This is a genomic window from Dyadobacter subterraneus, assembly GCF_015221875.1.
GTDB lineage: Bacteria > Bacteroidota > Bacteroidia > Cytophagales > Spirosomataceae > Dyadobacter > Dyadobacter subterraneus.
In genome coordinates this window covers 389466-412625 of record NZ_JACYGY010000001.1, presented here as the reverse complement: position 1 = coordinate 412625, position 23160 = coordinate 389466, and the positions used below count along the sequence as shown (strand labels likewise).

The 23160-nt window shown below is 39.4% G+C and carries 17 protein-coding genes and 1 tRNA gene; 9 read left to right on the top strand and 9 right to left on the bottom strand.

The window, feature by feature from the left end; genetic code table 11:
- The first annotated feature begins 21 nt into the window (after nt 1-21).
- Nucleotides 22-549, top strand: a complete 528-nt coding sequence (locus tag IEE83_RS01815; RefSeq protein ID WP_194118931.1) for an acyl-CoA thioesterase — start codon at nt 22-24, stop codon at nt 547-549.
- On the opposite strand, the gene IEE83_RS01810 is transcribed toward IEE83_RS01815, so the two are convergent.
- The gene (locus IEE83_RS01810; RefSeq protein ID WP_194118930.1) at nt 539-5143 is read right to left on the bottom strand and encodes a translocation/assembly module TamB domain-containing protein; all 4605 of its coding nucleotides are present in this window, start codon (nt 5141-5143) and stop codon (nt 539-541) included. The two genes, IEE83_RS01815 and IEE83_RS01810, sit on opposite strands and share 11 nt — an antisense overlap.
- Nucleotides 5144-5215: 72 nt before the next feature.
- Here IEE83_RS01810 and tsaD point away from each other — a divergent pair, with 72 nt between their 5' ends.
- The 3 genes from tsaD to IEE83_RS01795 are packed head-to-tail and all read left to right on the top strand — an operon-like array spanning nt 5216 to nt 7907.
- Complete coding sequence (tsaD, locus tag IEE83_RS01805; RefSeq protein ID WP_194118929.1) at nt 5216-6214, top strand: tRNA (adenosine(37)-N6)-threonylcarbamoyltransferase complex transferase subunit TsaD; 999 nt, start codon at nt 5216-5218, stop codon at nt 6212-6214.
- Nucleotides 6215-6235: 21 nt separating this feature from the next.
- Complete coding sequence (locus IEE83_RS01800; RefSeq protein WP_194118928.1) at nt 6236-7033, top strand: MOSC domain-containing protein; 798 nt, start codon at nt 6236-6238, stop codon at nt 7031-7033.
- 10 nt (nt 7034-7043) lie between these two features.
- Nucleotides 7044-7907: a hypothetical protein gene (locus IEE83_RS01795; protein WP_194118927.1), complete on the top strand. Its 864-nt coding sequence runs from the start codon at nt 7044-7046 to the stop codon at nt 7905-7907.
- A gap of 64 nt (nt 7908-7971) precedes the next feature.
- Here the strand turns inward: IEE83_RS01795 and lpxA are convergent, their stop codons facing one another.
- From lpxA to IEE83_RS01775, 4 genes are all read right to left on the bottom strand, one after another.
- Complete coding sequence (gene lpxA / locus IEE83_RS01790; protein WP_194118926.1) at nt 7972-8784, bottom strand: acyl-ACP--UDP-N-acetylglucosamine O-acyltransferase; 813 nt, start codon at nt 8782-8784, stop codon at nt 7972-7974.
- On the bottom strand, nt 8781-10172 hold the full coding sequence (locus IEE83_RS01785; RefSeq protein WP_194118925.1) for a bifunctional UDP-3-O-[3-hydroxymyristoyl] N-acetylglucosamine deacetylase/3-hydroxyacyl-ACP dehydratase: 1392 nt from the start codon (nt 10170-10172) through the stop codon (nt 8781-8783). Before IEE83_RS01785 ends, lpxA begins: the two co-directional genes overlap by 4 nt.
- A gap of 98 nt (nt 10173-10270) precedes the next feature.
- Nucleotides 10271-11308: a UDP-3-O-(3-hydroxymyristoyl)glucosamine N-acyltransferase gene (lpxD, locus tag IEE83_RS01780; protein WP_194118924.1), complete on the bottom strand. Its 1038-nt coding sequence runs from the start codon at nt 11306-11308 to the stop codon at nt 10271-10273.
- Between the two features lie 90 nt (nt 11309-11398).
- Complete coding sequence (locus IEE83_RS01775) at nt 11399-12631, bottom strand: HD domain-containing protein (RefSeq protein ID WP_194118923.1); 1233 nt, start codon at nt 12629-12631, stop codon at nt 11399-11401.
- 217 nt (nt 12632-12848) lie between these two features.
- Here IEE83_RS01775 and IEE83_RS01770 point away from each other — a divergent pair.
- Nucleotides 12849-12922 (top strand) — tRNA-Ile (locus IEE83_RS01770).
- Nucleotides 12923-13086: 164 nt separating this feature from the next.
- Here IEE83_RS01770 and IEE83_RS01765 read toward each other — a convergent pair.
- Complete coding sequence (locus tag IEE83_RS01765) at nt 13087-13512, bottom strand: antirestriction protein ArdA (RefSeq protein ID WP_228101634.1); 426 nt, start codon at nt 13510-13512, stop codon at nt 13087-13089.
- Between the two features lie 229 nt (nt 13513-13741).
- On the opposite strand from IEE83_RS01765, the gene IEE83_RS01760 reads away from it, so the two are divergent.
- The 4 genes from IEE83_RS01760 to IEE83_RS01745 are packed head-to-tail and all read left to right on the top strand — an operon-like array spanning nt 13742 to nt 17949.
- Nucleotides 13742-14947: an SIR2 family protein gene (locus tag IEE83_RS01760; protein ID WP_228101633.1), complete on the top strand. Its 1206-nt coding sequence runs from the start codon at nt 13742-13744 to the stop codon at nt 14945-14947.
- On the top strand, nt 14944-16725 hold the full coding sequence (locus IEE83_RS01755) for an ATP-binding protein (RefSeq protein WP_194118922.1): 1782 nt from the start codon (nt 14944-14946) through the stop codon (nt 16723-16725). The genes IEE83_RS01760 and IEE83_RS01755 overlap by 4 nt, the downstream gene beginning before the upstream one ends.
- Nucleotides 16726-16735: 10 nt before the next feature.
- On the top strand, nt 16736-16948 hold the full coding sequence (locus tag IEE83_RS01750; RefSeq protein ID WP_194118921.1) for a KTSC domain-containing protein: 213 nt from the start codon (nt 16736-16738) through the stop codon (nt 16946-16948).
- 11 nt (nt 16949-16959) lie between these two features.
- The gene (locus tag IEE83_RS01745) at nt 16960-17949 is read left to right on the top strand and encodes a putative phage abortive infection protein (RefSeq protein ID WP_194118920.1); all 990 of its coding nucleotides are present in this window, start codon (nt 16960-16962) and stop codon (nt 17947-17949) included.
- 94 nt (nt 17950-18043) lie between these two features.
- Here the strand turns inward: IEE83_RS01745 and hyoA are convergent, their stop codons facing one another.
- The 3 genes from hyoA to IEE83_RS01735 all read right to left on the bottom strand — a co-directional run bounded on the left by hyoA (nt 18044) and on the right by IEE83_RS01735 (nt 23144).
- The gene (gene hyoA / locus IEE83_RS01740; protein ID WP_194118919.1) at nt 18044-22261 is read right to left on the bottom strand and encodes an NACHT domain-containing antiphage protein HyoA; all 4218 of its coding nucleotides are present in this window, start codon (nt 22259-22261) and stop codon (nt 18044-18046) included.
- 125 nt (nt 22262-22386) lie between these two features.
- Complete coding sequence (locus tag IEE83_RS32795; protein WP_228101632.1) at nt 22387-22530, bottom strand: hypothetical protein; 144 nt, start codon at nt 22528-22530, stop codon at nt 22387-22389.
- Entirely contained in the window at nt 22527-23144 is a 618-nt protein-coding gene (locus IEE83_RS01735; RefSeq protein ID WP_228101631.1) for a virulence RhuM family protein, read from the bottom strand. The genes IEE83_RS32795 and IEE83_RS01735 overlap by 4 nt, the downstream gene beginning before the upstream one ends.
- Nucleotides 23145-23160 lie beyond the last annotated feature (16 nt).

The window sequence follows — 23160 nt, the reverse complement described above, 5'->3', positions numbered from 1 at the left end:
TAAAAGGCTTAATCAAAAAAGATGCTTTTCACAGGAGATTTATCCAAAATGCCCGTTGAGGCAGAATCAAGAGTCATTGTTCGTTTTCAGGATTGCGATCCGCTTATGCACTTGAACAATTCAAAATATTTTGAATATTTTTTCAATGCGCGTGAAGATCAGGTTTCCAAACTTTACGGATTCAGTTTTGAGGCGATGTTTCGTGAATTGAAAACCAGCTGGGTCGTTTATCAGCATCAGATCGCATATGTTCGTCCGGCACTTATCAGTGAATGGACGCGCATTACTTCCCGCGTTATTCATTACAACGAGGATACGATGGTAACTGAATACTTCATGACCAACGACCAGCGTACGGAATTGAAAACGATGTTATGGACAACGTCAAAACATATCAGTATTCTGACAGGAAAAAGAGTGCCGCATAATGATGAAGTAATGGCATACCTGGCTGCAACCTGTGTTCCAAATATTGATTTCCCAAATCTGCAATTCAACGAACGGATTCATGAAATTAAATATGCATTGTCACAAGGAACTAACGCATAAGTAGTTCCTTTCTGGAAATGAATTTATTAGTACTTGTATCCTTGTCAGCAGAATCTGCCGGAATTGGAATGGGCAATACATAAGGAACCTGCAAAGTTGGTTTTGGCAAGGCTTTGAAACGGTTAAAGCTATGCGTAAACTGCATACTAACACCACCTGTTGTCAGCGTATTATTCAAATATAAAGCGTTCTGAATGTTTCGGTTATAGGCTTTTGCGCGGATCGAACCATTTGGCGTTAACCAATATTCAAGCGTCCACTCACCTAGAATACTGGTCGCATCATATTGTCCGGCTCCGGTAACGCCGGAACTGATCCTTCCGTCACGTGTGATACGGAAACGGTCGTTTAAGAAACGGTAAGAAAACCGCAGCTGGAGATTATTCAGCGCATTTTGATCAAGAGAAAGTCCGCTTACCCCAACTTCCAGTTTTTCATTCAACGTAGATGCCCAGCGACTGATCTGATTTGAAACAAGTTCGCTTATACTATTTCCAACAAAATTCTGGCTGTTTGCAGCATTCACTTCCGGCAACAGCTGATTTACCACCAACAAACTACTAACCTGCCGGCTAAGCTCCTGCTCATCCGATTTCAATTTAGTTTGAAAAGCTTCCAGTTGTCCACGCAACACACTTAAAGATGGATTGTCGGGGATTTGCAGATCATATTTTATTACCGGTGACATCAATCTGTCGGATAATGAAATAGAAACTTCTACCGGATATCTTCGTGATAATGCTGTCGCTATGGCTTCGTTTCCTGATACGTTGCTTGATGAAGTATTTGGCAAAACACCGGCCAGCGAAACCAGCTGCGTATAACCTGCTTTCACATCCAGCTGCGCGCCATAAGGATCTCCAGACCAAACGATACGGCTTCCTTTTTTTATTGTAAACTTCTTATTGATAACATTTTGTAATGTGAAATTATAATCTCCCTTATCAATTTCATAAGTTCCGACCATTGTAAAATCACCCTTCGTATCAATATTTAAATTAAGACGACCGTTTCCATTTGCCCGGATAATATCACCGGTTTGTCTGTCAAATATAATTTCGCAGGTCGCGTCAGGCGTAAGATTGAAATTAAAATTCATCTTGATTCCCCCTGCAACTTTACTTGGCTGATTGTCTTTATCAAGCGTCGTACTATCAACTTTCGATATTTGACTGACAAACTGAATGTAGTCCTGCGTAGCTACTTCCGTGGCGCCATCCAGTGGAATATGAATTCGCGTTCCTTTATTACTGGTTACGTTGGCTTCAATATTCATATTATCAATCGGACCGAAAATGTTTACCGGGCCGGTAACATAAGCAGTACCGTAGAACATTTCATTATCCTTTACACCAGTATTCAGGATTTTAAAATTGTGCAGGTCGGCATTAAAACCTAAACTGAAATATTTAAATCCATCATGAAAAACCCCGCCGCGCAAGGAAGCCGTATTTCCATCCGGATCCGTTAGTGTGATGTTATTAACAGTAATTTCGCTTTCGGTAAAATTGATTTTATCGCTAAAAGTAAATATAGATTGCAGGTAATCAAACTTCATCCGACCCTTTTCAACCATGATCGATCCGTCCAAAACCGGCGCATTCAAAGTTCCTTTAATCAATACAGTTCCATGCGCCTTACCGCTAACATCCGAGACCAGTTCCTCAGCAAATGGCTCCAAAGCTTTAAAATCCATATCATTAAAAATGGCTTTCAGATTTAAGGTATTCGCATTTAATTTCGGGCGATAAGAACCAACAACACTGAATATTCTCTGGGCATCTTTGGTCAGTTCTGCATCGATCTGCAACTGATTATCAAACTGGTCCCATTCTCCGGTTCCGGCAAAATTGCCAAATTCATAATTGGCATACCCAAGACTTTCCACATTAAAACTGGCATCAAGGACAACGCTGTTGTAAGCATCGCGCATCTTAGCCGAACCGTCCATAATACCAGCAAGCTGCGTATTCAAAACGGGATTCAATGTTCCCAGTTTAAAGTTTTTTATGTCAAAAAGCAGCGTCCGATCGGGGTCAGCAGATACTGTTCCATTGACTGCCAGCCTCTGTTTTCCATTGATCAATCCAAGATTACTAAAAGTTATATCCCGGCCAACAATCGAAATCAGGCTATTCGTTGGCATATTCCACTCTTCATCAAGCAAATTAAGTCGGGAATTCTTGAAACTGATATCAAGACCAGCCGGCAAAAATCTAATTTCTCCCGCCAGATTTGCCAGATTTGTACTTTTCACTTGCCGGATTCCACCATCAAAATCAATATGATCCACATCCCAGGTTCCTTCCAGTTCCAGTTTTTCCGTTGGTACCAAAACACTGATCTGCTGTTTTGTAGAAGTGACAAGCACAGAAGCCAAAACTTCGGCACTGTTCACAAATTTGGAAGTAGTAACATCAACTTCCGATTTTATAAATTCATTTTTTCCATAACGCGCCGTGTCCGCTGTCGCATTAAAAGATAAAAAGGCCGTATTATCCATCTTGAATTTACCTTCCGCTTTTGAACCATGCGAAACGTAGACGTCAGGACTAACAAAGGCCAGAAACTGCGCTATGTTTTTTGTTTCTACTTCATAATCAATCTCATACTGTTGCTGGATAATTTTCTTCTCCTTTTTTGCATAGTATGCATTCCGGTCCGATTCATTATCCAAAAAATACAGCTGATATTCTTCCAAAACCTGACTTACATCCTTCCAGGCACGTGTCGGCACAAAATCGCCCTCCACCTTGGCCGTTAAAAATTCACTTTCAAGATTGAGAATTCGTTTGTCAAGTCTTTGTCTTGAAGAAAATAATAAAGTATCAATTACCAGATTTCTTTCTTTTTTTGGCGTGATTAAAAAGGTATTCAGCAGCTTGGCATCGCCTACCAATTCATCCACAGTATTTCCTGCAACTTTAACATCCAGTTGTGTTTGCAGCGTAATAGCATCTTTGGTAAAACCCAGTTGTTTAAGATTGGCTTTCTCTATAACTCCTTGCAGATCAAAAGAATTTTTAGGTTTGGAGAGGTCAAATTCCCCTTCCAGATTTACAACCAGATTGGAATCTTTGGTACTTACCAGACCATTGAAATACTGATTTTGAAGATTTCCTTTTAAGCCAATATTTCTGTAATCATAATTTTTGAAACCAACTCTGGTAACCACAGCATCCATATTGGTGGAGGCATTCGCCAGATCAAGTCCTTTGCCATGAATGGTTCCGGAAAAATCAAGACGCTGCCATGTTTCCGGCTCATCAATAAGTTTTCCAATTTCGAAATCGGATGTTGTAACTTCTCCTGAATAGGTAGTCGTTTTTTTATCTGTTATATGAAAAACAAGATCTCCCGAGGCTTTTCCGAGCTCTGAAGAAATCGAAGCGTTCACATCAAAATCCTGAATTGTGCCCTTAAATTTTCCTTCCAGAAGTGTCACACCAAATTTTTGCAGCGTTGGATGTTCATCCCATTCCGGATAGTACTGGACCAGATCAACAGGTAAAATCTTCGAAAGAGAAAGTTGAAGATTCATATCCGGACCATTATCCGGTAAACCTTTAAATCCCAAATCTCCCAATAAACAGCTTCCCTGGCCAAAATGAATATCCGCATGAGATAATTCGAAATCATCAACGCGTCCATCAAAATCTCCCGAAACACGCCAGGTTTCCCTTAATCCATCAACATAAGTTGAGAACAAACCAAGATCGGCTGAGCTGATTTTACTGTCAACAAAATGCGCCCTTAAAAAAACTTTATGATTGAAATCGCCAAGATCACCAGAGCGATTGTAATGAAAAGTGATGTCATTCCCTATATAAGAATTTCCGATATGAGCGTTCAATTCTTTCAGCTCCATTTTTTTCTGACAAAACAAAAACCGGGTATCCAGATCGTGCATTGTCATTCCGGTCTGCTTATCAACCGTTTTCATATTGTTTGCCAAAAACGAAATTGTATCGCCCTGAGCAAGAAAATCTTTCAGATCAGCATTGAGTTTGTTCAGTTCAAAATGTGAATAATCAAAAGTCCGGGCGCCTTTATCACGTGGTTGTCTTGGGTCATCGTAGCGAAAAGTACCGTCGACAATTCTGGATTTTCCAATCGTAAAAGGCGTATTATTTTCCGGTGCATTGGCCGGTCTTGGCGTATTGGAAGAAGTTAATTCAACAATGCGGTTAATGAATCCGTCAATATTTAAATCGCCGGATTTTGGAACGACGATCAGATGGACATTGGGTTGATACAAAGTCACTTCGTCCAGATGCACTTCATTGGCCGAATTCTGGATAATGTTCTGCATGTTTAAATTAACATCAATCCGCCCGACATCAATCATCTGTTTCTGGCTGGTATCTTTGACTGAAACGCCTTCCAGAGAAACTACATCAAACCATTTGATATTAACACGTGTTATCTCAATAGGATAACCCATTTTTTCTGAAATCCTGGCAGTAGCGGTTTGCACCAGAAATGTTTGAACCGAAGGAAACTGTACGGCAATTGTAACGATCCCAAGCGCTAAAAGCGCGAAGATCATGAGCACAACCAGTACGTTGGTGACCGCCTTCAGGGTTTTTAACATATATAGCTTCGCAGCATATTCCTGCGTATCTTATCGTTAATTGCTTATTTTTGCGAATATTATTCAAATTTCATGAACATCCTCGCTATTGAGTCGTCTTGTGACGAGACTTCGGCTTCTGTTTTATCTAACGGCAAAATTTGCTCCAATGTTGTTGCTACGCAACTCATTCATACACAATATGGCGGCGTGGTTCCGGAATTGGCGTCACGCGCGCATCAGCAACACATTCTGCCAGTGGTAGATAAAGCCTTGACTGATGCAAAAGTAACAAAAAAAGACCTTGATGCCATCGCTTTTACGAAAGGACCGGGTTTATTAGGTGCATTACTGGTTGGAACTTCCTTCGCCAAATCCATGGCACTTGGCCTTGGCCTGCCGCTTATTGAAGTTAATCACATGCAGGCGCACGTTCTGGCTCACTTTATTCAGGATCCTAAACCGGAATTTCCGTTTTTGTGCCTGACCGTAAGTGGTGGCCATACCCAGATTGTGAAAATTACCAGTCCGCTGGAAATGGAAGTGATTGGACAAACCAGGGATGATGCTGTCGGAGAAGCTTTTGATAAAACTGCAAAACTGCTTGATTTACCATATCCAGGAGGTCCATTAATTGATAAATACGCAAAATTGGGAGATCCTGTGGCTTATACTTTCCCTTTGCCGGAAATGCCGGAGCTCGATTTTTCTTTTAGCGGGATTAAGACTTCTTTTATGTATTTCCTGCAAAAACAGGTTCGGGAAAATCCGAATTTCATTCAGGAAAACATAGCCGATATTTGCGCCAGCGTGCAGCATACGCTGGTTAATATTCTTTTGAAAAAATTAAAAAAAGCTGCCAAAGAAACCGGAATTAAGGAAATTGCCATTGCTGGTGGTGTATCCGCCAATTCGGGATTGAGAACATCACTTCTTGAACTTGGTCAGCAACTAAACTGGAAAGTATATATTCCTGATTTTGAATATTGTACGGATAATGCCGCAATGATTGCAATAGCGGCTCATTATAAATATTTAAATGATGATTTCTGCGACCAGACGGTGAGTCCGATGGCCAGAATGGAATTTTAAAATACTTCAAAAAACAAGATCATGATCCTTTCCGAAATCTGGATTTATCCTGTAAAATCACTGGCCGGAATACGTTTGACAGAAGCTCAGGTTGAAGAAAAAGGTCTTCAATATGATCGCAGATGGATGATCGTTGATAAAAACGGGCGTTTCCTTACCCAGCGGGAATTCTCAAAAATGGCTATGCTTGAAGTGACTGTTTTGGAAAATGGATTATCGATTTCAAGCCGGTTAGAACCTTTAAATTATATTATTGTCCCTTTTGAACCCGTTTCTGCCAATCCGGTTTCGGTAACAGTTTGGGACGATGAAGTGGAAGCGCTTACAGTGAGTGATGAAGTGGATAAATGGCTTTCTGAACAATTGGAGCTTGATGTGCAACTCGTCATCATGCCGGAATCAACAGAACGAAAAGCGGATCCACGTTATGCCAAAAACAATGAAAATGTAAGTTTTGCTGATGGATTCCCGTTTTTGCTCATTTCTCAGGCTTCTCTGGATCATTTGAATGAGCGTCTGGAATTACCCATCGTTATGCAGCGTTTTCGTCCGAATTTTGTGGTGACTGGAACAAATCCGCACGCAGAAGATGAATGGAAATCTATTCAAATAGGAGAATTATTTTTTGATATTGTAAAGCCATGTGCAAGATGCGTACTGACTACAATTGATCCGGAAACAGCCGAAAAAGGTAAAGAACCACTTAAAACCTTGGCGACTTACAGAAAAGTTGGTAACAAAATCCTCTTTGGCCAGAATGTTGTAACCAAACAAAACGGCCTGATAAAACAGGGCGATCCGATTTCATTATTAGAATAAAAAGTTTTTTGTGAAAATAGATTTACTCAGCGCCATCTTCGTTTTTATCCGCAAATTTCGTCCTATTCATTTACATTGGGCAAACATTGATCTGGCTGCCAGTGCTATGATTTGTCAGGTAGCTTTTAATCGTTTACCGACAGGAAAAACTTCACACAATCTGACTGTAAACATTGTTTTAGGACTGGCTGTTTTTGTAATTTCTTCCATGAACCGGCTTCTGGACAACAGAAAACCGGCTAAAACGGAAATGAAACGATTTTTACCAAATCAGAAAAACCGCATTACTTTTTTAGAAGTTGTTGCGGGAGGATTGGTGATTGGAATTTTTATGGCCTTTTATATGCCTGCCAGTATTTGGAAAATTGCAGCTGGTATGGTCATTTCCTCCGGAGTTTGTGTATGGTTAATTTCGTTATTGCCTGAAAGAAGTCCTCTGCATGCTCTGAGAGCACCGGTCTCTTCTGTCATTTTCACAACCGGGATTTTGGCTTTCACCATTTTTTCAAATCAGGAAATTGAGAAAGAAATTAAATATCTAGCCATTTTATTTTCTCTGACTGTATTTCAAAACTTTCTGCTTTCATCTTACTATCAATCTGTTGAATATCCAAATGTTTCAAATTTGTCAGGATTACTGAAAGCTACTTTATCAAAAAGGATTTTACATATTATCACCTTTTTGATAATCGCAGGAGGAATATTTATTTGTCTGCATACTGATTTTCGTTACACGCAGCGATTGACTGTTATTTTGACCTTGATGGGCGTTTTGCAGTCTTTTATGTTACAGAATACCGGTTTCATGCAAAAGAATAAATACAAAGGAATGCTTGTAACAATGGTTTTGCTGATTCCGCTTTTGATACTTTAATGAGAGAATGAGAAAGCCCGATTTTCGTATGAAAATCGGGCTTTCTGTTTATGAAAATTCAACCTTAGGATTGGGATTCTGATTCTCCGGCTCCGTAAGTCTGGAATGGGCTTTTCATGATACCTCTTTCTGAATTACGAACAAAATTTACTACTTCGTCGCGCTCGTTGGATGGAGGTAATTCAAGTTCTATTTTCTGTAAAGCCTCAGCATTGTTAAGGCCCCGCATATAAATGTATCGGTAAATATTCTGGATCTCGATGATTTTCTCATTGCTGAATCCTCTGCGACGTAAACCTACCGAGTTGATACCTGCATAAGAAATCGGCTCACGAGCTGCTTTTGTAAACGGCGGAACATCCTTACGAACAAGCGAAGCACCTGAAACAAACGAATGCGCACCGATTTTCACAAATTGATGTACGGCACTCATTGCACTCACAATCGCCCAGTCGTCCACATGAACGTGACCGGCCATTTGCACATTATTTCCAATGATACAATTGTTTCCAACACGGCAGTCATGCGCTACGTGTGCATAAGCCATGATTAAGCAGCCTGATCCCACCACTGTTTTCCAGTGCTCTTCGGTTCCGCGGCTTATGGTTGCATACTCACGTACAATTGTATTGTCACCAATAATTGTCAGTGTGTATTCATTGTTATATTTTAAATCCTGAGGTGTTGAAGAAATCACAGCTCCGGAAAATATACGGCAATTTTTCCCGATACGCGCACCAGCATTAATAACTGCGTGTGAGCCTATCCAGGTACCTTCTCCTATTTCTACATCTGCATGTATCATAGCGAACGGTTCAATTTCTACATTCGCAGCGATCTTCGCGTCTGAATGAATATATGCTAACTGTTGTGTCATTTTTTCTTTACTAGACTTGCGATCATATCTGCTTCACACACCAGCTGTCCGGACACATATCCCCGGCCGCTCATTTTTACAATTCCGCGTTTCATCGGCGAAGTAAAAACACACTTAAATATAACGGTATCGCCGGGAACTACACTGCGACGGAAACGGCAGGCATCAATACCGATCAGATAAGACCAGTAATTATCCGGATCCGGCACGCTGCTCAATACAAGAATACCACCCGTCTGAGCCATGGCTTCCAGCTGCAAAACACCTGGCATTACCGGATTTCCCGGAAAGTGTCCAAGGAAATATTCCTCATTGATTGTTACATTTTTAACCCCAACCACGCTGTTTTCATCCAGCGCAATGATCTTGTCGATCATTTGGAAAGGATAGCGATGCGCAAGCAATTCACCGATCTGCTTGATATCCAGAACAGGGGCTTTATTTGGGTCGTAGGAAGGAATATCTCCTTTTCCTGACTTGATGAGTTTTTTTATCTTTTTTGCAAGCGCTACGTTCGCTGCATGTCCCGGACGTGCCGCCAGGATTTGCGCTTTTATAGGCCTTCCGATCAGAGCAAGATCACCGATAAGATCCAGCAGCTTGTGACGAGCCATTTCATTCGGATAATGCAATTCTACATTATTCAGAATTCCTTTTGACTTGTCAACACTCACTTTCGGTTTGTTAAGCAATTGTGACAAATGATCCAGTTCGCCTTCTTTCACATCCCGGTCCACAATGACAATCGCATTGGTAAGGTCTCCTCCTTTGATCAGATTTTGCTTGTATAAGGCTTCTAGTTCATGTAAAAACACAAACGTGCGGCATTTTGCGATATCGTCTTTAAACAAAGTAATATCGTTCAATGAAGCGTGCTGGCTACTGATTACTTTTGAATTGTAATCAACCATTACTGTCAATCTATAATCAGAGAGTGGCAAAGCGGCCATCTCAATGTCATTTTCTTTGTTTTTATAATGAACGTATTCAGGAACTTCAAAATAGTTACGATAAGCATTTTGCTCCTCAATACCGGCGTCAAGTAATGCATCTATAAACTTGATAGAACTTCCGTCCATAATTGGAGGTTCAGGACCATCCAATTGTATCAAAACATTGTCAATCTGCAAGCCTACCAAAGCGGCAAGTGTATGTTCAACTGTATGGATACGGGCACCGTTTTGTTCAATGGTAGTCCCGCGGGACAAATCTACCACGTTATCCACATCGGCGTCAACAATCGGCTGATTTGGTAAATCAACACGTTGAAATTTATAACCGTGATTAGCTGCGGCAGGAACAAATGTCATCGTTGCTACGACACCCGTGTGTAAACCTACTCCCGTAACGGATACGGATTTCTTAATGGTTTGTTGTTTTTCGTTCATTATATTCTCCTAATCTACTAAAAGGCTGCGGGGCTTGCGGTTGCCGAAATTTGAGCATTCTTGGCCCAAACTTAATTATTTAATTCCTTTCTATATTTTTAATGTTCAGAAACTTCTCGTTTACGTTCAAGTTCTTTCAATCTTTCTTCCAGTTCAGGCAATCTTCTTGTCAAAGCCATTGATCTCAAATGCTCTGTCAAATCTCTTGCAGGCGATCCTGAAAGAGACAATCCCTCCTTTTTGATTGATTTTCCAATTCCCGACTGAGCCCCTATTTTGGTATTGTTGGCAATTGTAATATGTCCCACAAGACCAACTTGTCCGCCGATGACACATTGCTCACCAACGCGTGACGAACCTGCTATTCCGGCCTGAGCCACAATGACAGTGTTTTTTCCAATTTCAACATTATGTGCGATCTGAACCAGATTATCGATTTTAACGCCTTTCCTAATGATTGTTGACCCCATAGTCGCGCAATCAATGGTTGAATTGGAGCCAATACTCACGTCGTCTTCAATAATTACATTGCCCAGTTGCGGGATTCTTTTATAGGAACCATCCGCCTGTGGAGCAAAGCCGAAACCGTCGCTTCCGATAACCGTATTTGCGAAAATACAGCAATTTTTACCAATTACGGTATTATCATAAATTCTCACGCCGGGGTGGATAATGGTGTTGTCGCCAACCTCAACATTATCTCCCAAATAAGCATTTGGATATATTTTAACATTGTTTCCAATCTTGCAGTCACGACCGATATAAGAGAAAGCACCTCGATATCCGAACGGACCCATTTCGCTGTTTTCTCCAATAAAACTAGGTTGTTCAACGCCGTTTTTCCCTGTCGCAATACGTTTCTGGTACTCTTCAAGAAGCACTGTAAAAGCAGTATAAGCATTCTCTACATATATCAATGTAGCATCAATATCCTGTTTTGGAACAAAATCTTTGTTAACAATTACAGCCGAAGATTGTGTGGTATAGATATAAGGTTCGTATTTACTATTGGCAAGAAAAGAGATACAACCTGGCTGGCCCTCCTCAATTTTTGCAGCCGAATCAATTGTAACTGTGTCATCACCAACGGTAGTTCCATCAAGCATCTTTGCAATCTCGCTGACAGTAAATTTCATATTTTCGGCTAATTTCTGGTAACGTCTTTGTAAGTAATAAAGCTATTTGTAAAAAAGGCTCTTTTTATTGTGTAAGAATTGATATCCTCACTAACCACGCAAAGATACATTTTTACCCCAACATACATAATACTTGCGGACAATCTTAGTGAGTGCTTCGATCGTTGGAATGTCGGAAGCATCGGCAATATCCAGCAAAGTGCCATTTTTCATTTTGACCTTTATGGGGTCCTGTTCCTTTTCATAGGCTGAATTCGTGGTTTCTCCCGTTATCAGAAAGTATGACAACTCACTTTCCATAACCCCTCCTGCCAAAAGATTTTCCCGCAACGGTTTTAAAATTTCTTCACCGGGCGCTTCTTCAAAAAAGCTTATTTTGAACAAATGCCTATCCAGCAAACTTTTACAAAGAAAGGATAAAACAGGATCAGGATGTTTAGTCCAGCCTTTAACAGAAGCCCATACATCATTATCATCCAAATTGTTGAAAGATTCTAATAAATCCGGGTTCTCTTCAAAATCAGCAAGCGTAAAGTTGTTATTGAGAAAGCGGGAAAAATCTGCCGTTGCAAATAAATTTTCACCCCGTGCTGACAATTCACGCGCGCGCCTTAAAATTTCAGTCAGCATGGCCTGCGCACTAAGTAAAGTTTTGTGCAGATAAACCTGCCAGTACATAAGCCGGCGTGCATGAAGAAAATTTTCTATACTTAATATTCCTTTTTCCTCAACCACAAGCTGATCCTGGCTAATGTCCAGCATTTTGATGAGGCGATCAGCACCAATAGATCCTTCAACTACGCCAGAATAAAAACTGTCGCGATTAAGATAATCCATCCGGTCCATATCCAGCTGACTGGAAATCATCTGATGGAAAAACTTTCTCGGATACACACCCTCAAACATTTGAATGGCAATATCCAGTCGCCCGTCCATCTGCCTGTTAAGCTCCTTCATCATCACCAGCGTGATGGATTCGTGATGTACACCTGGCAGCAAAACACTTTCAAGTACATGCGAAAAAGGTCCATGTCCCAGGTCATGCAAAAGGATTGCCGCCTGAGCCGCTTCAATTTCCGGCTCCCATATTAAATGACCTCTTTCCTGTAAAGCGCGTAAAGCCTGGCTCATTAAATGCATCGCGCCTAATGCATGATGAAAACGCGTATGAAGTGCACCCGGATACACAAGATCAGCTAAACCTAACTGTTTAATTCGTCGTAATCGCTGAAAATAAGGGTGTTCGACCAAATCAAAGAGTAAATCTGAGGAAATGGTGATAAAGCCGTAAACCGGGTCGTTGATTATTTTTCTTTTGTTCAAAACTTCTTTTTTTGCAAAAATAGTAAACTACGAACGCAGAAAAGAATGAAATCTTATGATAATCATTTGGAGAATTAATCGATTTGACTAATTTTGCAGTCCGAAGTAAACTCGGTAGGCCTATAGCTCACAAAACGTTTGCCCGGTCGCTTAGCGCAACTGACCGCGCGGAGTCCGCTCATAATCAGTAGGTAAAATTGACAAAAATTATAGAAAAGGGCCTATAGCTCATTCGGTTAGAGCAACTGACTCATAATCAGTAGGTGCCTGGTTCGATTCCAGGTGGGCCCACTTGAAAATCAAGGACTTAACTCAAAAAGTTAAGTCCTTTTTCTTTTGGTTGCAATAAAACTTGCAATAGTTTTTGAAGTGTGAAAATGCTTGCAATGAATAGAGTCTGTCACTTTATGAGCACTCACATTTATTGCAAGTGCCCTTAAAGTTTTGAATGTTTATCAATCGATAAAGACAAATCCATTCATTTCAGTATAGCTTTCAAGAAATAGATCTCGTCCGAAGGCTTCATAGTCAAAATATTTTTCCAGAATTTCAGGTGCTCCCGAAAGTATTCCGGTATCCTCTACATATTGATAGGTAAACTCAGTTTTCGGATCTTTAAAAGCTCCGCCATAAAATCCCTGGTAAGCTTCATTAAAACCTTCCAGTGTTTCTTCCAGATCATTTCCATTGGCTGGCCAGGATCCAATATCTGAGCAGTAAATCTCAAATACTTCCGCTCTGTCATCATCCATTTCAGAAACTACTTCAAAGTATTTGAATGCGTCCTGATGCAAACTGCACTCCGATACCATAAAAGATGGAATATATTCCCAGTCCTGGAACATATGCTCGGGGTCAAATTCATTTTGATAGTATTCCAAAAAAGTGATCGGATATTACACATTCCGCCCCCCATACATGGATCTCGGATGTATTTTTTGAATGTCAATGAGTGAAAGACATTTAAGTAGCCAAACTTACCTTTCTTCCAAAGAAATACATTAATTGATTTACCATATAATAAATTCACCACAAGATTTTCAGAAACATTTCCGATAGATAAAAATATTCAAGTACTTGTAAAGTAAACTCAAATTTCCCTCGAATTGCATGCAAATTTTCCATGACCCTTCTAAACAGATTAATTTCCTGAGCCAAATTTTGTCAAACGGGAAAAAATCGCTATCATTTTTTATTTCTGCCGGTTGTCCGTTGGGTGTGGCCATGCCGGCTGGTAGTTGGCCTCTAATTCCAGCAATAAAAGAACTATCACAAAAAGTCAACAATCATTTCAATGAACCGGCAAATCTTCCATTGCGATACCAAGATCTGCTGCAAGAACTTAACTCAGATGGTTTAGATCAAGAAAATATAGAACAAGTATTGAGTTTCATCCGGGCTCTTAGCCATGTTGCAGGCAACGGTCTTGTAAGAGGATTTTCACAGGTTAATTTGGCAAATATTGAAAAAGTAATTTGCAAAAGAATTGTAGAGCTAATTAATGTGTCGTTACCGAATGGTGATACGCCTTATCATCAACTATCTGCTTGGATCGCGTCGATAGATCGAGAACAACCGATTGATCTTTTTACTACAAATTATGATCTACTTCTAGAACAGGCATTAGAAGAGTCACTAATTCCATACTTTGATGGCTTTGTTGGATCTAGAAATTCATTTTTCGACTTAAAAGCTGTTGAAGATAATCAGATACCTAAGCACTGGACAAGGGTTTGGAAAATTCACGGTTCCCTTAACTGGTATAAGTCAGGTTCCAGAATTCACAGAAGTACTGGAATTAAGCCTGATGCAATCAATTCACCTCTTATCTACCCCTCGTATTTAAAATATGATCAGAGTCGAAAAATGCCATATTTAGCTCTTCTCGATCATCTAACAAGATCTGTTAAGAACGAGTCAAATGTACTAATCACAACAGGATACTCATTTAACGATGATCATATTAATGATGCGATGCTTAATGCATTGATCGCTAACCCATCGTCCATGATCATAGCGCTACTATTTGGAGAATTGAGCGCATATCCTAATGCAATTTCAATGGCAAAATCGAGACCTAATATTGGCTTATGGGCTCTTGATGAAGCAATTATTGGCACAAAAAGAGGTAAATGGAAAGTAATTAAATATAATTCAGAAGATAACATTGCAAATGTCATTCAATCCGAAGAAATTCCAGATCCAAATGACGCCGCGAAGACAGTAAAAATATGGAAGCTTCAACTCGGAGACTTCCAGCACCTTGGAAATTTTTTGCATCATTTAGTTGTCCAAGATAATCAGCCAACAAAATGAAAGGAAAAGCCACACTCTTGGGGACCATAGAAGACGTAAAAGGTTCAACCTTAAAAGTTCTGCTTTCGAATGAATCTTTGTCTGGATTAGCATATGTGGACGGTCATGGATATAGAATTGGTCAAATAGGTACCTTCATCAAGGTTCCTCTCGGATTTTCATTTTTATATGGAATCATCGTACAAGTTGGCGCAAGTGCTGTTCCTGAAAACTTGATAGATAAACTGCCTTACGGAACAAGATGGATGACTATCCAACTCGTAGGCGAGGGCTCAACAACTAAAACTTTTCAGAAAGGCATAAGCCAGTTCCCAACAATAGGTGATGAGGTTCATTTGGTTTCTGAGATGGACCTTGAAAACATCTATGGAAAAATTTCTAATGTCAATTATATCAACATTGGAAACATCGCCAATTCAGACTCTATACCAGCCCTACTAGATATTGATAAACTTGTCACTCGGCATTGCGCAGTGGTCGGATCGACTGGATCCGGAAAATCTAATTCTGTATCAGCATTACTTCAAGCTATTAACACAGGAAATTATCCTAAGGCAAAAATTATTTTAATAGATCCACATTCGGAATATCATACCGCCTTAAAAGATCTGAGCAAAGTCTATTCAATAGGGGGAGACAATCCATTAAAAATCCCCTTTTGGTGTCTATCCTATAACGAATTAGCATTGATACTTTTTGACAAAAGACAAGCAATTGACACACCTCAGGATTTAAGAATTCAACAAGAAATTCTGAAGCAAAAGGTTGAAAATGCTGGCAAATTGTTGAATGGTATAATCCCGGAAAATCAAATTACTGTTGATTCACCTATCCCATTTGATTTAAAAAAAATATGGTATGATTTGTATATAGAAACAAATTGCACTGTTGAAACGAAGAATGACTTCACTACAATCTCCTATAAGCTAGACGAGAATAACAATCCATTAATTGGCAATAAGGATACACTAGAATTGCCGCAGTTTAAACCTCCTGGAAATGGTGGTCAGTCACCATTTATTTACGAACAAAGTAAAATCATGCTCTCGTATTTGGGGAAATTGAGGGGCAAACTTTTAGATAATAGAATGGACTTCTTGTTCGATTGTGCAGAATATGATGGTATAACCATTGATTTAAACTCACTTCTAGACGCATGGTTGAATCACGACAAGCCAATTACAATTTTAGATTTAGGAGGAGTTCCATACAACATTATTGATTTAGCAGTTGGACAAATTACCAGACTCAGCTATGAAACGATGTTTTGGGGACGCAAAATTGACGGTATAGGTAGGCAACGACCATTGTTACTCGTATACGAGGAAGCACACACATATCTGCCTCGCGGAGGTTCGGGCCAACATGTTCAGGGATATGCTACATCCGCTGTTCAAAGAATTTGCAAGGAAGGACGTAAATATGGAATTGGCGCGGTAATTATTAGCCAACGCCCGTCTGATCTCGACACTTCAATTTTATCTCAGTGCGGAACGTTTATTGCGTTACGTCTAACAACTTCCGATGACCAGTCAATCATAAGGTCTTATTTACCAGACAATTCGGGTAATTTATCTGATTACTTACCATCACTTAGAACAGGAGAAGCCATAATAGTGGGTGAAGCCATAAAAATTCCGAGCAGGGTTGCGATTCGTGAAGTTACTCCACGTCCAGATAGTGGCGACCCACTTCCTTCGGAAACTTGGAATAAGACAGAGCCTGCTCAACCGGATTTTCCGCAAGCCATTACAAATTGGAGAAAACAAAAAATCTAAATATAAAAAAATGGAAATGATTCAAGTTACATCCAGTACTATAAATGCCATAGGGTATGACGATCAAGCCGGTACACTGCGCGTAGAATTTATTAAAAGTGGAACTTACGATTACTATTCAGTATCTCAGGATATCTATTACGCTTTTTTATCAGCGCCTTCAAAAGGACAATTTCATAACCTTTACATAAAAAAAGGAGGATTTAGCTACTCACGCGTTTAAAATTAAAGCCATTGAAAAAACCACAGCAGTCATTCGCCTTATGGGCCTTTATAATAACACTCTTATGGTTAATCAGTTGGATTTGTATTGACAAATTTATCGACTCCGAGAATCGGGGAACATTTGGAGACAAATTTGGAGCCGTAAATGCATTGTTTTCTGGTTTAGCGCTCGCAGGAATTATTTATTCCCTATCTATGCAAAAACAAGAATTGGCCTTGCAACGGCAAGAATTAACTGCTACTCGAAACGAATTTAGGCAACAAAATTTCGAAAATGTATTTTTTAATCTACTTAAAAATCAGCAGGATATTACAAATTCAAATATCGCTGTCATTGAAGAATTGGAACATATCGCGAAAACACGAAAATTCTCGGCAAAGGGAAGAGAATTCTTTCATTTTAGTAGACGCGAATTAAGGCGAATTCAATCTGCATTAGATCGGGAAAAATTTGAACGGTATGATTATGAATATTATGCCACTCTTCCGGCGATCGGATACTCATCAGCTGAAGAGGCGGAAGAGGCAGATGGTCATCTGTGGCCTGATGCTTCCAGAGAATTTACGGTTTCTTATTATAGGATAAGTAAAGATCAATGGAATACTTATCGTCGACTTGAGCCTGTACAAAAAGGGATTTTGTGCTACCAAATTTTTCATCAAAAGTATCATTACATTGTAGCTCATTATTTCAGAAATATTCTACATATTCTAAATTTTCTTGAAGTAAACGAAATTCAGGAAAGATCAAGTACCGTTGACATTGTAGATGCAAAAAGAGCTGTCGAAAAATACGCTCAGTATAGTCAATACATACATTCTCAAATGTCTGGCCCAGAGCTTATGCTACTGTATTATTATTGCCTCGACAATGCCGATATGATGAGGCTAGTAAAAAAGTACAATTTACTTAATAGTTTGATGAAGAGACAACTGATTAATGTTGGTCATGTGATAGAAGGTATTTTTACTGCTAGTTCTGAAAATGAACGCACCTAGTACACTAGGGGTCATATCCAATGCCATAATTGGGGACTTCTTCCCAAATGTTCAGGACTCCCCCATACCTATGTATGCTTACACAGATAAGTCACTATGGTGACCTTTTAAGTAAGTCGATACCAATTATCTTGACATCATTAATACTAGGATGATCCTTGGAAATCTCATCCCAGTGCGCTTCCAACATACTAACGAGCTCTTGGAAATTCAGGGCTTTGCCACCAAATGTCCATGCATCGCTAGACTGATTTATAAGTAAAAAAATTCCATAGCTTGAGCGTATGTCACGAAGATAATCACCACAAAGTTGATTTTCCAACCGCTCAATCAATGCATCACTTTTCCACTTATTTGCTAATTTAAGTTCCACTGAGATCGGCCCATCGAAAGAATTGCCAAAAAATCGCAAATCTGGTTTTCTACCGTCTGCAAGCTCATCTTCCTGAGCAACAGAGTATCGACTATTTGCCCTATCCCTACACCAACCGCCAATGACATTTCTAACTCTTGTTTCTTTTTGCTCATTAATGAGGGAATATGCATAGCTGGTGTCACCATCTTCCAGATCGGCCTTCAAATCCAAAAGACGAAGTACTACCAGATCATATAATTCTTTATGATTAGATGGAGTTCGTTCCAATGTAGCGCAAAACTCCCGAAAATTAGTTTCGGAATATGGGGCAAATGCCGAATCTATCGTTGCTCTATCCTTTGCATCACTGACCATCCATTTACGATATGGGACATATGGATGAGACTGAGCTAATTCCATCATTACTAAAAAGGAATCTTTTCCAGATATATCTTTGAGAATAGTTTCCAAACGATTACGAGCATCCTGAGCTTCATCCCGCAGTCCCGGAGAATATACTCCGGTACCAGCTCGTTTGAAATCCTCTTCACGCCTAATGTAAGAGTTTGATAGCAAAATCAGTTCTTTGAGTGACCTAGGATTCTTGAAGTTTTTGCGAACCTCGCCACCTCTTCCACGAGTTCCCATCAATGAGGAAATCATTTGCATTACAAATTCTTGGGCCTCGGTAACTGATTCAAATGCCTCCAAATACACCGTCAATGTTTTTATTGCCTTATCAGGATCAACGCCAATCCAGGTTGCATACCAAATCGAAAGATTTTCTGATTTTTGTAAATTTTTACATTTGTCCGAAGCCAAATTAGCAATTTCAATATCGGAAATATCTTCCAGTGATTCCACAATCCGAATTGCATGTCCTACATCATGTACGTTGATTTGCTCTTCTCGAAGCCTTAACATTAACCCCCTTCCCAAGGTACTCCAAATGGCCTTATGTTGATAGAATATCCGAAGGATCATTGTTGAAGACTCCACTTTCATTGATGCTTCCCGTTCAATCTCTTCAAAGATAAGTCCTGTGACTTTCTTTGGGTTTCTTTTTATAAGGCCGGCAAACCAAATCGGAAAGTCATTAAGATTGGCAAACGCATATTTACAGGCCAAATTAAATTCTTCGCTATTTAGACTATCATGCCAGTCTTTGACCTCGGAGGCTTCGATTTGTAGTCCTGATAACGCAAAGAATAAAAAAACCTCCAATTCAGCTTTTCCAGTTTCTGTGGACCATTTTGGCTCATACTGTCGCCAAAACGACGTTATTCCATCACGGTAGGCAATAGCACCTTCCTCACCAATAATTGGTATTAGTAACTGCCAATCTGTTTTGATAACATCATTTAACTCATTGATACCCTTAGACGACGTTTTTTCAAATAAATAATACTGGAACTGAGAAATTTTCCCTTCTCCAAATCCATGATTCCTTAGCTGGTCAGGATTTAATTTGATTTTGTTTACTACATCATTCAAAATCTTTGCTTTTTTCCTTTCTCTGGTTGCCAGCTTATTTTCGTATGATTTGCTTTTTGTAGCAAAGGCACGCTCTTCTTTTGACAGCTTTGGCGGACGTAAAAAATTAGACAATACTTCTTTCATTTCACTGTCCTGTGCAATCGCTCTTTTAATACAACATAATAAATTTTGAGGTTTTTCATTTTCCTTGTATACTCTTAAACAGAGCGTTAGAGCAACTAGCTGATTATCTCGACTTGCACTAGTATTGATTTTTTCTAATATGTAAGGAATATCATCCTCATTGAAATCTAGTTCATTATCAACAAAAAGCATCTGAAAACAAGACCATAATCGAATGTTTTCGTCTATAAGCTTTTTTCGTTTTTTTTCGATACAATGCCAATACAAATAGTGTTTAAAATCAAGCCATTTGGCTATGGCACTAATAACATTGTTATCGCGCCTGATCACGTTGTAATGACGTAGTTGATGAATTTGCAATATTAAGTCTGCAAAACCTGAGTAAAAGGCCAAAGGATTTCTACTCGACAGCAACCGTTCAACGATAGCTATACCAATATCGAACAACCACGAATGACGTTTGGATATTTTGCAATACCCACTTTCTATATATGGCTCGCGAAATAATATTTCCACAATGTCCTTTCCAAATTCTGCTGCGTTTGACAGATCTAGTGTGTTAGTAAACTCGATTAATTGAAGTGAGAGTCCGCTCATTCGGTAATCATCAACATCTGAAACCGAGATAATTATAGTCAACAACCATTTTATGCTTTCTTTGTCGTCCCTAAGCCCGGTTATTAATTCTTTTGCTAACGAGCGATCAACTTGATTCAGGTTGGACTGGTAAAACTTCCGGACATTTCCCATATCGCTATCATCGCCAAGATTTCTTATTACGTTGATAGCTGCAATTCGAGCATGGCTATCTAAACTTGTATTTATAGCCAAAGTCAGTGCTTCTGGAAGACATATATCAAGGCCACCTGAGGTAACTGAGTCTAATAGCAGTGATATAATCGTCGAATCATCCGAATACCGTTTTAATAGTTGATTAATCTTATTACCGATATCATGCTTTGCCATCTTTTTAACTGATTCCCAATTATTAAAATGCCAATTAGACCCCCTATCATGAGCAGCCTGACAAACCTTATCTAATAATTGTTCACGAATGTAACTTGGAAACATTTTGGGATCTCCTCCCTCCAATATCGCATGTGGATCGATTTCAATGACTCTTTGCCTAATTTTTTCATCCATCTGTGCAAGCCAAGGCAAAATATGTCTCATTGACGGAACAATTACATTTACGCCGTAATGAGATTTAAAAAAGAGATTTTCTACCGGAGATCTTGGCGATCCGTCATTTAGTCTATTGAAAAACCATCTCGCTGCTAAGTATTCGCGAACAGAACGATGATGGAAGCGAACCGATCCGTAAATGGCATCATCAAAAATCGGCCTACTTAATAAGGTTGTACAGTCTCTATTATCCCAATCAGGGAGGACATTTCTTAAATTGATCCCCTCCGAGTCATTAGTTCCGTCGGCAATTCTCACTGTAAATATTTTCATCAGAATCATCGCCACAGCAACTTTTTCCACCCCATCTCTCAGTTTTTCGGTCGAAATGGAATTAGCCTGAGCGCGAATCTCATCTATCTCTGCCAGTCGCCAATCAATACTATCTTGAATTAATTGATATTTGGAACCGATTGATCCATGTCTTTTCCAATAACTGATTAATTCTAGAAGATCTTGTGGTCTGCTTGTAAACATCCTAGCCTCTTGTCTAGAAGTTTCAGCCAGAAATCTTTCTTTATCAGGAACATTATTGGCATCCAAAAACTTTTCGACTTGCTCTCCATCTAAATCTGTCAAAGAGTATACCTTGAAGCATTCCTTGGAAAAATCATAGTTTTCGCTGCTATTTAAGGGAAGATATTGATTGCAAAGATCAAGATCAGTCTTATGAGACCAAGATGAAGCTCTTGACGTTATGAAGATAAATGCTCTTTCTAGACCGCTTTCTATCATTCGACCAAAACGCCGAATCGCTTTACTGAAATCCCTAGGATCTGACAACTTTGCCTCATCAACTGAGTCAAGAAAAATCCAAGCTGATTTTTCGCCTTGTAACCAATTATTAAATTCATCAACAGTACCAATCTCGAATCCATCAACATTGTCAACAATATCTTCGATTCTTAAAAAAAATGCATGAAAGTTTTGATTCCGAAGTTTTTTTGTTGCTTGATATATTTCTGATGATTTCCCCGACCCAGCTTCTGAAAGTATAATTACTCTGGATTGATTTACAAGGTCTTCCCAGTTAATACCTCTTTCAAAAAGAGGAAGAGTGCTTTCAAATTCTTTTTCTAGTTCGTCGGTTTTATTAGATTTAGTTAGCTGATAGAATGTACGATCTAAATCAATGTATTGTTTAAGAGCCATAGAGCAAAATATACGAAAGTTAGAGGCTGCAAATCTTTATGGGCGGTATAAAATACTTCCATTGGATGATCTCTAATGTAATATATTTTTTTGCTTTATCAGTGGTTTGCAATGGTTCTTAATGATTAGATAGAGTAATTAGCGGCTTCTTCTTCAATTGAGGGATAGAATTCGATATCTCCAAAACCTTTACTAATTTGTGCCACGGAGCTCTGAAAGCTATCATCCTTTTCCTTTCCAAAAATGTATGAGTCGAAGTCCTTTCTCATACTCTCAATGATGTTTCGGTAATCTGACAACTCCGGATACTTCGCCTGGCGGGTTGTAATCCCTTTCGGATCCAATTTTCGTGATCGTAATCGTCGAGTAATTCAAGACCTTTGGCGAATTGGTCGAGCAATATAAGATCTGCATCGCCGATCCTTGTTTCAAGTGTCCGGCTCAGTATCCGGATTCCATCCTTTAAGGTTTGTACTTCTTGCTCCTTTTGATTCAGCCGTTTCTCGTTAATCGCATAGTCCTGGATCAGATAATCTTTTAGACGATGTGTTGCCCATTGCCGGAATTGAGTTCCTTCCTGCGATTTAACTCGGTAACCAACTGAGATTATTACGTCAAGATTATAATAAATTACCTGGTATACTTTACCATCTGCGGCATTTGTCGCAAATATTGCGACAAATGCCGCATTCTCTAATGCACCTTCAAAAAATACATTGTTTACATGCTTACCGATCGTTTTGACGTCTCGGCTAAAAAGGTCAGCCAGTTGATTCCGGCTGAGCCTAACAGTTTCTTCTCCGAATTTTACTTCGATCTGTGTCTGCCCGTCCTGGCTTTTGTATATTTCTATTTGATTTGCATATTCCTGATAGAATTCCATTTTACAAAAAGCTTAT